General features: G+C 61.4%; 12 protein-coding genes. 6 read left to right on the forward strand and 6 right to left on the reverse strand.

The annotated features are described in order from the left end of the window. Nucleotides 1-254: 254 nt before the first annotated feature. The 4 genes from GQR91_RS01960 to GQR91_RS01975 all read left to right on the forward strand — a co-directional run bounded on the left by GQR91_RS01960 (nucleotide 255) and on the right by GQR91_RS01975 (nucleotide 3,874). Complete coding sequence (locus GQR91_RS01960) at nucleotides 255-2,681, forward strand: hypothetical protein (RefSeq protein ID WP_149683659.1); 2,427 nt, start codon at nucleotides 255-257, stop codon at nucleotides 2,679-2,681. Further along, the gene (locus tag GQR91_RS01965) at nucleotides 2,681-2,911 is read left to right on the forward strand and encodes a hypothetical protein (RefSeq protein ID WP_149683658.1); all 231 of its coding nucleotides are present in this window, start codon (nucleotides 2,681-2,683) and stop codon (nucleotides 2,909-2,911) included. Before GQR91_RS01960 ends, GQR91_RS01965 begins: the two co-directional genes overlap by 1 nt. 150 nt (nucleotides 2,912-3,061) lie before the next feature. Next, nucleotides 3,062-3,631, forward strand: coding sequence for a recombinase family protein (locus tag GQR91_RS01970; RefSeq protein WP_249042504.1), 570 nt, complete (start codon nucleotides 3,062-3,064; stop codon nucleotides 3,629-3,631). 66 nt (nucleotides 3,632-3,697) lie between these two features. After that, a complete protein-coding gene (locus tag GQR91_RS01975; protein WP_160146874.1) occupies nucleotides 3,698-3,874 on the forward strand; it encodes a hypothetical protein in 177 nt (58 codons plus the stop codon). Between the two features lie 8 nt (nucleotides 3,875-3,882). On the opposite strand, the gene GQR91_RS01980 is transcribed toward GQR91_RS01975, so the two are convergent. The 3 genes from GQR91_RS01980 to GQR91_RS01990 all read right to left on the reverse strand — a co-directional run bounded on the left by GQR91_RS01980 (nucleotide 3,883) and on the right by GQR91_RS01990 (nucleotide 6,175). Further along, nucleotides 3,883-4,323 carry a DNA-binding protein gene (locus GQR91_RS01980; protein WP_149683657.1) on the reverse strand — a complete coding sequence of 147 codons (441 nt, stop codon included), beginning with the start codon at nucleotides 4,321-4,323 and terminating at the stop codon, nucleotides 3,883-3,885. Between the two features lie 78 nt (nucleotides 4,324-4,401). Beyond that, nucleotides 4,402-5,478: a replication initiation protein gene (locus GQR91_RS01985; RefSeq protein ID WP_149683656.1), complete on the reverse strand. Its 1,077-nt coding sequence runs from the start codon at nucleotides 5,476-5,478 to the stop codon at nucleotides 4,402-4,404. Nucleotides 5,479-5,887: 409 nt separating this feature from the next. Beyond that, nucleotides 5,888-6,175 carry a hypothetical protein gene (locus GQR91_RS01990; RefSeq protein WP_149683655.1) on the reverse strand — a complete coding sequence of 96 codons (288 nt, stop codon included), beginning with the start codon at nucleotides 6,173-6,175 and terminating at the stop codon, nucleotides 5,888-5,890. 72 nt (nucleotides 6,176-6,247) lie between these two features. Here GQR91_RS01990 and GQR91_RS19080 point away from each other — a divergent pair, with 72 nt between their 5' ends. Then, a complete protein-coding gene (locus GQR91_RS19080) occupies nucleotides 6,248-6,412 on the forward strand; it encodes a hypothetical protein (RefSeq protein WP_162853784.1) in 165 nt (54 codons plus the stop codon). Nucleotides 6,413-6,496: 84 nt separating this feature from the next. On the opposite strand, the gene GQR91_RS01995 is transcribed toward GQR91_RS19080, so the two are convergent. After that, on the reverse strand, nucleotides 6,497-7,390 hold the full coding sequence (locus GQR91_RS01995) for a hypothetical protein (RefSeq protein ID WP_164727727.1): 894 nt from the start codon (nucleotides 7,388-7,390) through the stop codon (nucleotides 6,497-6,499). Beyond that, nucleotides 7,390-7,659 (reverse strand): mobilization protein, encoded by a 270-nt coding sequence (locus tag GQR91_RS02000; RefSeq protein ID WP_149683653.1) that lies wholly within the window; start codon nucleotides 7,657-7,659, stop codon nucleotides 7,390-7,392. Before GQR91_RS02000 ends, GQR91_RS01995 begins: the two co-directional genes overlap by 1 nt. A gap of 224 nt (nucleotides 7,660-7,883) precedes the next feature. On the opposite strand from GQR91_RS02000, the gene mobQ reads away from it, so the two are divergent. After that, the gene (mobQ, locus tag GQR91_RS02005) at nucleotides 7,884-8,921 is read left to right on the forward strand and encodes a MobQ family relaxase (protein WP_149683652.1); all 1,038 of its coding nucleotides are present in this window, start codon (nucleotides 7,884-7,886) and stop codon (nucleotides 8,919-8,921) included. 5 nt (nucleotides 8,922-8,926) lie between these two features. Here mobQ and GQR91_RS02010 read toward each other — a convergent pair whose 3' ends face one another. Then, on the reverse strand, nucleotides 8,927-9,361 hold the full coding sequence (locus GQR91_RS02010; protein WP_149683651.1) for a type II toxin-antitoxin system PemK/MazF family toxin: 435 nt from the start codon (nucleotides 9,359-9,361) through the stop codon (nucleotides 8,927-8,929). Nucleotides 9,362-9,468 lie beyond the last annotated feature (107 nt).

A 9,468-nucleotide genomic window follows, 5' to 3' on the forward strand; every position in this document is an offset into this window, starting at 1 on the left:
GGAGCCGTTGCCTTGAGGCGCTGATATTCGTCATAGTCGCGCGCCGACACGAAATAGCCTGTCACTCGGTTGTGCGTCACCACAGCGACTGGCTCGCGTTGGGCCTCCTCGCGATAGCGACCGAAATTACGGGCGAACTCGGTCGCAGCTACCTGTGTCATCTTGCCCTCCTTGGCATTAGAGCGATACACAAAACGCGCGTTTTTCGCAATGGTGCCTGCCGGTGCCAATTTGCGCGGGGGGAGATAATCCAGGTGACCTTATTAACGGCCCTCGCACGGGCAAAAACCGAGGAGGATGTTAAGGACGCCTACATCGCGGCTCTCGGACTGAAGGGCTATTTCAAGGGACTGGTCGACATCCAGACCGAAGAGGTCTGGTTCGAGGCGAAGGACAGCCCGACCGCACCCATCGTCATGTTCGGCCAGCTCCTTGTCTACATCCGCGCGGCGAAGAAGCGTGGTGAGGCGATTCCGGCGTTCCTTGCCGTTATCGATCGCGAAAAGGCGGCACTGATGCCAACCGAAAAGGCGCTGCCGCTGCTCGACGATAAGGCGCTCGTCTGGCCCAAATCAGGCTCGGCGGCAGGCAAGGACTTCGCCGCACAGATCGCGCCTTACGTCCAGACGCACATCGTCGAATATGAAATCGCGCATGATGAGGCAGCGTTCGTCAGGGCGGTCAAGGACGCAATCCGTGAACGTCGCATCATCCGCACGCCGATCACTCCCGACAATTTGCGGCAGGTGTTCGACCGCTGGGTCGCCATGATCGGTAGCGAGCTCGGCGTGAAGAACCAGGCCGATTACGCCGTACTGTTCTTCGCCGACATCATGCACGACGGCCAGCGAGAGGCGATGAAGGGGCCAGCGGGCGCGCGCCTGTTGTTCAGTGGCGACAAGCCAGTTTTCATCCTAGGGACTGAGCAGTACGAGCTAGCGAGCGAGCGCGGCTATCGTAACTTCTGGGCGATCTACCACCGGCCGCCCGAACAGCAGCATCGCCATTATCTGCTTGAACGCCGCGACAGCTTGCTTCCCGTCGATGAACAGAAATTCAAGGGCGCGTATTACACGCCGCTAAACATCGTTGATAAAGCCTATGACCAGTTGCGTGCCACGCTAGGAGAGAATTGGCAAAACCGTTACATCGTGTGGGACATGTGTGCGGGTGTTGGCAATCTGGAAGCTAAGCACAGCAATCTACGCAATGTCTTCATGTCCACGCTCGACCAGGCCGATGTGACGATCATGAAGTCGAATCCGGCGTTCGCGGGGGCGGAGATATTTCAGTACGATTACCTGAACGACGACATCACTGATTTTGGTGAGATCGATTATGCGCTGTCGGGTAAGCTGCCGACGGCGCTGCGGCAGGCGATTACTAATGCGCGCGAAGGCCGGAAGGGCGCGAAGCCGATTTTAGTGCTAATCAATCCGCCCTATGCGGAGGCTACCAACGACAACACTACAAGAGGCGTTGCTTCGGATGGTTCAGGGTCCAAAGCAAAAGTTGCTAAAACTCGCTTAGCGTTAAGTCTAAAAGCCGACTATGGGAAGGCCACAAATGAGCTATTTGCCCAGTTCGTGGCACGAATAGATTTAGAGTTGCCTACATCAACACTAGCGATGTTTTCTACACTAAAGTACGTAATTTCTCCTACTTTAGAGAAATTTAGAGAAACGTGGAAGGCAAAATTTCTAGGAGGCTTCGTTGTCCATAGTCGTGCATTTGATAGCGTTCCCGGGAACTTCCCAATAGCTTTTTTGATGTGGGATACTGCTGTGAATGTGTCAGTAGCAAATATTGACACACGCGTACTCAACAAAGAGGGCAAAGAGGTCGGTGAGAAGACGTTCATTATAAGCACGGGGCGCAAGTTACTCACCGACTGGATCATCCGGCCACGCTCAAACCGCGAAGAGGTAGTGCCGCTGAAAAATGCCCTGACTACTGCGACTGCCACGAAGGATCTTCGAGGGACCAGGTGGTCGGACGATGCCATCGCCTATATGTGGTGCAACAGCAACGACTTGCAGCAGGCCGCCAAGACTGCATTGTTCTCGTCCGGCTTTAACGGTGGCCACGGGCTTTTCGTCACTTCCGAAAACCTCTGGCAAGCCGCCATCGTGTTCGCGGTCCGCCGCCTTATTAAGCCAACCTGGCTCAATGACCGCGACCAGTTCCTGCAACCCTCCGAGGCGCTGACCGACGAATTTAAGTCCGATTGCTTGGTCTGGATGCTGTTCAACGGCAGCAATTTGACCGCCGGGGCTGATGGGCTTCGCTGGAACGAGCGCGACTGGTCCCTTGTCAATCACTTCATCCCGTTCACCGAAGGCGAGGTCGGAGTGAGCGGGCGGTTTCAATCCGACTTCATGGTCCGCTACATGGCGGGCATGATCTTTTCGGCGGAAGCGCGAGCAGTGCTCGACGCGGGGCGGGTATTGTGGAAGCGCTACCACGCCATCAGCTTTCCGCGTAAAATCCGCGAAGAATTCAAACTCAACCGTCCGGATGTCGGCTGGTACCAAGTCCGCCGCGCCCTCGAAGCTTATGGTGATACCGAACTAACGGACTTCGACGCGTTCAAGGCAGCCTATGCCGCGCTCGGTACAAAACTACGGCCTTTGGTATTTGAATTTGGATTTTTGTCACAGCCTTTAGGGAGTGTAAGCTAGTGATTACGTCAGAGTATTTCCTTGTATCTGCTGAGATTGAGGTTGATGGGTCTCGTGAAAAAATAGAACTACCTGGACTGTCAGCCTTGCCCAGCGTTGGTGACGAAGTAGAGCTTAATTACTGGCACGGGCGTAAGCTGACTTTTGTGGTTGAAGGTGTTCGGCATCACATTGCCAATATTGGCGAAAAAATGCTTCAGCAAACCGTACTTATTGGTAGGCCGATCTAATTAGCTAAGCATAGATTAACCCCGTGCCAAGATTAGGGGTAAGCAATGTCCGCTCTCTGCCATTCTTACTCGGGGCGATGCGAAAGTCATAGGTTCTGCATCACGCCGGAAACGGCAGAAATCCGGGCGCTTCCGTGATGCATATATCCGATGCACAATGGTCGCATGATCTACGGCTATGCGCGCGTCTCCTCCAACGGGCAGGACCTCACCCAGCAGGTCGCCCAGCTCCTCGCTGCCGGCTGCGTGAAAGTCTACCAGGAGAAGGCCAGCGCCGCGTCGGCCGAGCGGCCGAAGCTCAAGCGCGCGATCGGCGCGCTCGATGCCGGCGACGTGCTGATGGTGACGGCCACCGACCGCCTGGCACGCAACACCCGTGACCTGTTGAACATCCTCCACGCGGTGAAGGAGGCAGGGGCTGGCTTCCGCTCGATCGCGGAGCCGATGGTGGATACGACCTCGCAGTTTGCCGAGGTCGTCATCGCCGTGCTGGGGATCGCAGCGAGCTGGGAACGCCAGCGGATCGTGGAGCGCACCGCAGTCGGTCGCGACCAGGCTAAGGCGCGTGGGGTGAAGTTCGGCCGGCGTGCTGCCCTCACTCCCCATCAGCAGGCGGAGGCGCTACAGCGGCTCGCTAGGGGCGACACGCAGCGCACCGTCGCGGCTCTGCTCGGGGTCGATCAGGCGACGATATCGCGGCTGTCGCGCAAGCAAGGCTGATGATCGAGCGAGCTAGAAACAAGTCGTTAAACCGGTGCCGGGTACGGTTACGCAAGGAGATTAGAAATGGCGTTTACCGAGGCCGAAAAGCAGCAGTGGCATGCCGATCGACGTGCAGCGGAAGCCACGGATGACGACTATGCTGCATCCCCAACCTGCGGGCATTGTGGCAACCCGTTCAGCTCGGGCGCAGGAGTGGTCACCGATGACTTCTCCCTATGTGACGTTTGCAACGGCGATTGATCCTGCTGTCATTCGTCAGTGCGGCCGAACAGGCGACCGAAGAACCCTCGCTTGGATTCTGTGGGGCCGGGTCCGGTCAGCAGTCCGATAACTCGGGCTTGAGCCTCACGCCGTTCCTCGTCCGATTGATCGAGGCGACGGCGGAGATCATCGATCGTGCCGTCCCGATCGCGCAACTGTTCCAAGGCAGCATCAAGACGAGCCTGCAACACATTGGAATCTGACCCGTTACGGGTGTCAGCATTGCCGTTGCGAAGCGTTTCAGCAGGCGTTTCGGTTACTGGTGCGGCTGACTTGGGAGGGTACACCCGGTGCAATTCGACTGGCTCAATCGAGAAAGAGCCATCATCCTTCTTTGTCGCGGAAATCCGACCACTATTAATGGCCCGCGATATGGAGGCCTTGCTGATGCCTGTCGCCTTCGCAGCTTCTCCGAGGGTGTAAGCCATCTTATTGGTCCCTGTTGCGGATCGTTTCAAAACATGATCCGCTAACCCGTTAGCAGAAACGGTCAGATAGCGAAACGATTAGACCCTGCCCCACTTGGTGGCACACCCCGTAACCCATTTCGTCCAGTCTGCCTTGAGAGCGTCCCCTACCAGTTTACGGCGCTGTTCAGGGCGCACGCGGGCATACTGATCCGCTAGTCGCTGCACGGAGTGACCACCGCCTAGGGCCATTCCGATCGAATGAAGCTCCGGGGTCTTGAACTCGTTCACCTGATCGTCGGCCGGCCAGCGCAGGGTGTCGGAAACCGACAGGCGAGAAGCCGCCGAGGCGATGAGGCTAGCAGTATCGACGATGGTTTCTGTCGTCCCTTCCCGGCGAGCCTTTCGACCGCTGCTATGGCGTCCTGCCTCATCAGCCGCGGCGTCAGTGGCATCGTCGTCTTTCGGGGTGAAGGTGAGGGTGACGTGGGTAATCTTGCCCCGCGCCCCGCGTTTTTCCGACCAGTCCATCGTGAAGGCGGCGAGCTGATCGATTTCGGCCTTCGCCAGATCGAGGACGAAGCGACGGAAGTCGGAAAAGTTGAGCAGTGTTTTGGGAGCTACGCCTACCCGCTCCCGCAGCTCCTCGATCGTACCTGACCATCGAGGCTCGCGACGGCCAGCGAGCAGGCAACCCATCTCGTAGAGGGTAATGGCATATTTGGATCGGAAGGCGAGCAGCGCCGCCCGGTTCAATCGGGCGTAGTAGTCGCTCCCCTGCAGAATAGCCCGTGCTGGTGCCGTGAACTCCCATTCGACGGTAGCTCGTCCATCTTCCGCGTGTTCGTTGAGGGTCCACGCCAGCAGAGCAGCGGTAAGGGTAGCAGCACGTCCCTGAGCCGAGGTCGAAGACATCTGGAATTTCACATCCATCAGCTCGGCCAGCGTGTCTTGGATCCGATCATTGGCATTGTGGCTGCCTCGCAGCTCACGCTTGGCGATCACATGCGAGCCTGGTCGCCAAGCCTCGCCGGCAGCTTTGGCGATCAGGAGAGCCAAGGTTTTGCGAGCGGCAAGGGAGGGTGATGTGCCGGCACCAAACCGAGCTTCGATGAACTCACCAGCTTTGACGATGGCATGACCGTCTCGGACCGAAGCGGTGGAAGCCGCTTTCATGGTGCGACCTAGGGAAGGGCCATCTGACATAGCTCAAAGTGCGTCAGAAACGAGTTACGAAGCAATATCTATTCGCACCTCATTTCTGGATCAGGTTACCCCACCCCATTCATCGTAACTGGGCACCCCATTTCTCGTAGGTCAGCACCCCATTTCTCGTATCTGCGCACCCCATTCCTCGTAGGTCGAGGCGTTTATGCGTTCTAGATCAATGGGCTAGCTAACCACGAATCATAGAATCAGTAGAATCTAGAATCATCGCGGGCGCGCGAGGCTGGCGTTGCATGACGACAAGCGGAATCGGCCTTCGGCCGATGCGCCGAAGATGCGTGCCGGCTACGCCGTCACAAGAGCGGCCTGACGGCCGCAGGCTCGGCGAGGGAGGAGTCGGGGCGAGGACGGTGTGCGATCATTCGCCGGCCGTCACGCGCCGGGGTGGGCGATCCTGTCGGGGATGAACGACGATCGCGGATATACCCGAACCGGCGATGCGGTCGATCAAGCGATCGGCTTCCTCCACCCGATCGCTGGGCCAGTCGCGGGCGACGTGGACGGACGCGCCACCGACCTCGACGGTCAAGTGGGGGATGGTGGGATCGAGGTCGAGCAACCGGGCCATGTCGGCCTGCGCGTCGACCGTAATGCGGCGCAGGCTGTCCCCCACCATGACGAGCTGCCAGGTGCGGTTGTCAGTCATGCTGCCCTCTTGACGCCAGCCTTCCGGATACCAATCTATGTTCCCCGTCTGTTCGGGAGAGGAGATAAATAGATGGCAGCGAAATATTGGTCCGGTCAGAATTGCCCGGAAACCGGCACCTACGGTCAGTACCGCGACACCAACAACGAATATGCCGGCACGAGCTATGACCGGAAGGTGGACAAGGGCGAGAACTTCCCTCCCTCGCTGAACAATCACCACTACGAGAAGAAGTGAGCAGGTCTTTAGCCCGTAAGGGACCGTAATGCACCGGCCGAGAGTATCTCGGCCGGTGTTTGTTTATGTAGCCCTCCACCCGGCTCATGGCAGGAGCCACCCGCTGTAGGTCTTGGCGTCGGGGTTCGCACCGAAGCACCAGTAGGCCCCGTCGCGCTTCTCGCGTTTCCAGCCGTGATCCTTGGGGCAGGCGGCGATGGCGGGAATGGTCTGTTCGCTGGCCTGATCGATGCGGCGGGCGAGCTTGCCGTTGGTAGTGTTGGCCCAGCTCGCCGCAGCCGTTTCATCACGGGCGCGGGCATAGCCCGATGCCTCGCCGGCCCCGTTACCCAGGTAGTAGCCGTAACCCCCGGCGATCGGCACCAGCAGGGCGAAGGCGGCGAGCGCACCGTTCCACCACCTGTCCCACCGGCGCCGGCGCTGCTCATGGGCCCGGCGATCGGCGGCATCGGCGGCGAGACGATCGGCCAGGGCGGCGTGCGCGGCCGTATCAGCGTCGATCCGACGCCGCAGGGCCTCTCCCGCCCCGGCAAGGCCGTCTGTGGCCCCACGACGCGCTCCGGCCTCCGCACGGGCCTCCAGGGCGGCAGGATCGACCAGGCGGGCCGCTATGGCCTTGTCACGGGCTTCCTCGTCCTCGGCGCGCTGTGCGTCCCTGGCGGCGGCATCGGCCAGGCTGGCGCGCACGTCGGCCACCAGGTCGCGCAGGGTGCCGAAGCCGGCGAGGACGCGCTGGATGTTGGTGTCGAGGTGGGAGAAGAAGCTGTGCGCCTGGGCGGCGTCGGCGGTATCGCGCGCGCGACCGGCGGCAGAGGGCGGCGGATCGGGGGGCGTGTCGAACTCTGCGGGATCGAACCTCCCGGCCGGGGGATCGGTCCGGCCACCACCACGCGCCATTCCCCTTCCGCGTCCGGACTCATGGAGCTGGCGCGCCTGTTCGAGCAGGCGGCGGGGGTCGTCCTCCCGATCGCGGTCCATCAGCTATCCTCCCCGGGCAGCGTCCATCCCTCGAACGGTTTGCGATCCTGATCCCGGCTGATGCGGTGGGTCAGCTCGGAGACGATGCCGGCGAACCGCTTGTCCTTGGTAGCGGCGTCGATGAGCAGCCCGCCGAGGATGATCTTGCGGCGGGTATCGAGGCGGCGACCTTCGGCAGCGACACGGGCGTTGAGCGCGGCGAGACGGGCCTTTGCCTGATCGACCCGCTTCTGTGCCTGCTCGATAGATTCGCGTGTGGGTGCCGCCATACCTTCCCCGCGTGAAAGCACGAATACGAAGCGAGTATAGCGCAACCCAACGAACGAAGCCACCCGACGCGACGGTAGGAGACAAGGGCGCACTTTAGCATTACTGCGTAATGCGTGCGGCAGGGACACCCTGCACCCATGTCGCGATGCGACAGCGGGGCCTCCGCCCCACACCCCGACCAGCGCAACGCCGCTGGACCACGTTGGAGAAGGCAGACGCAGCGATGGCGATCTACCATCTGGCGGTGAAATCGGTGTCGCGCTCGACCGGGCGCAGCGCGGTCGCCGCTGCGGCGTACCGGGCCGGCGCATATCTTGAAAACGAGCGCGACGGCCTGGTGCACGACTACACGCGGCGGGGCGGCGTCGAGGATGCGTTCATCGTCGCCCCGGAGGGCGCGGAGTGGGCGCAGGACCGCTCCGCGCTGTGGAACGCGGCAGAGGCGGCGGAGAAGCGCAAGGACGCCAAGGTGGCGCGGGAATACGAACTGGGGCTACCGGCCGAGCTGGACGCCGGCCAGCGCCGCGACCTGGTTCGTGCTTTCGCGGAGGATGTGTGCGACCGCTACGGGGTGGCGGTCGATGCGGCGATCCACGCCCCCCATGATTACGGCGACGATCGCAACCACCACGCCCACGTCATGACGACGACGCGGGTAGCGGAGGCGGACGGGTTGGGGGCGAAGACGCGCCAGCTCGACGTGCGCACGACCGCCTCGGTCGAAGTGGAGGCGATCCGCGAGCGATGGGCGGGCATGGTCAACGACGCGCTGGAACACGCCCAGGTGCCGGAGCGGGTCGATCATCGCAGCTACGAGCGTCAGGGGCTGGATATCGAGCCTACGGTCAAGATGGGCCATGCGTCGGCCGCGATCGAGCGGCGCGCCGAGCGGGAGCAGATCGCAGCCGGTGAGGAGCCGCACGCCGTCACCCCGCGCGGGCAGATGAACGAGGCGATCATGGAGAAGCGGGGGCTGGCCTACTACATCGAGTATGGCGAGCAGCGGATACGGGAGTGGACCGGCCAGGCTCGGGAGCGGGTCGAACATCTGGCGCAGAGCATGTCGAGCTTCGTCCAGGGCGCGGCGAGGGCAATGCGGGCGGGGTTGCAGACCAGCGCCGGCGATGGATTCGATGGGTTGCCGGCAATCGACCAGTCACCCCGCCGCGAGCAGACCGGCTCCGAGCTGGATCAACCGCAGATCGAGCGTGATCGACAGCGGGACCGGCAACACGACCACGATATCGGGTTTGGACGGTAGGCAGGTTAGTCGCGTAGAATCTCGGTGACGCGGCGCGCAGCAGCCAGTTCGAGAATACGGCTGATGACGGTATCGTAGAGCTTGGGCGGGATGAAGCCGTAGGCGAAGCGATCCTTGCTCCCAGGCACGGGCCGAATGTCATAGCCCGGCCAGGCGAACTGGTTCACTTCATCCAGCACGATCCAGGAGCGATCGTCATCAAGGCCGAGCGCCTGTTTGACGCGAGGCGGCAGCTCGACCGCTTCCCCGTCTTTCGCGGGCGGGGTGTGCGTGATCGGTGCGACCGTCACGCGCGGGGCACCGCCCTTTGGACTTTGCACCGACAGCACGATGACGCTGGGGCGGACCTTGCGTCCTTCCTCCTGTCCCTTGCGATGCTCGTGCCGCCACAGATAGGCATAGGGAATGACCAGACCCGGTTCCGGGGTAGGAAGCGACAAAGGCTTAATCCATCAGTGCGTTGAGATGGTCGTGGCGGGGGTCCATCCGTGATGCCGCCAGCGCCTTCAACGTCGCGCCGTCTAGCTCCTCGACTGCCAGGGCGGTA

It is taken from the genome of Sphingomonas carotinifaciens (genome assembly GCF_009789535.1).
GTDB lineage: Bacteria > Pseudomonadota > Alphaproteobacteria > Sphingomonadales > Sphingomonadaceae > Sphingomonas > Sphingomonas carotinifaciens.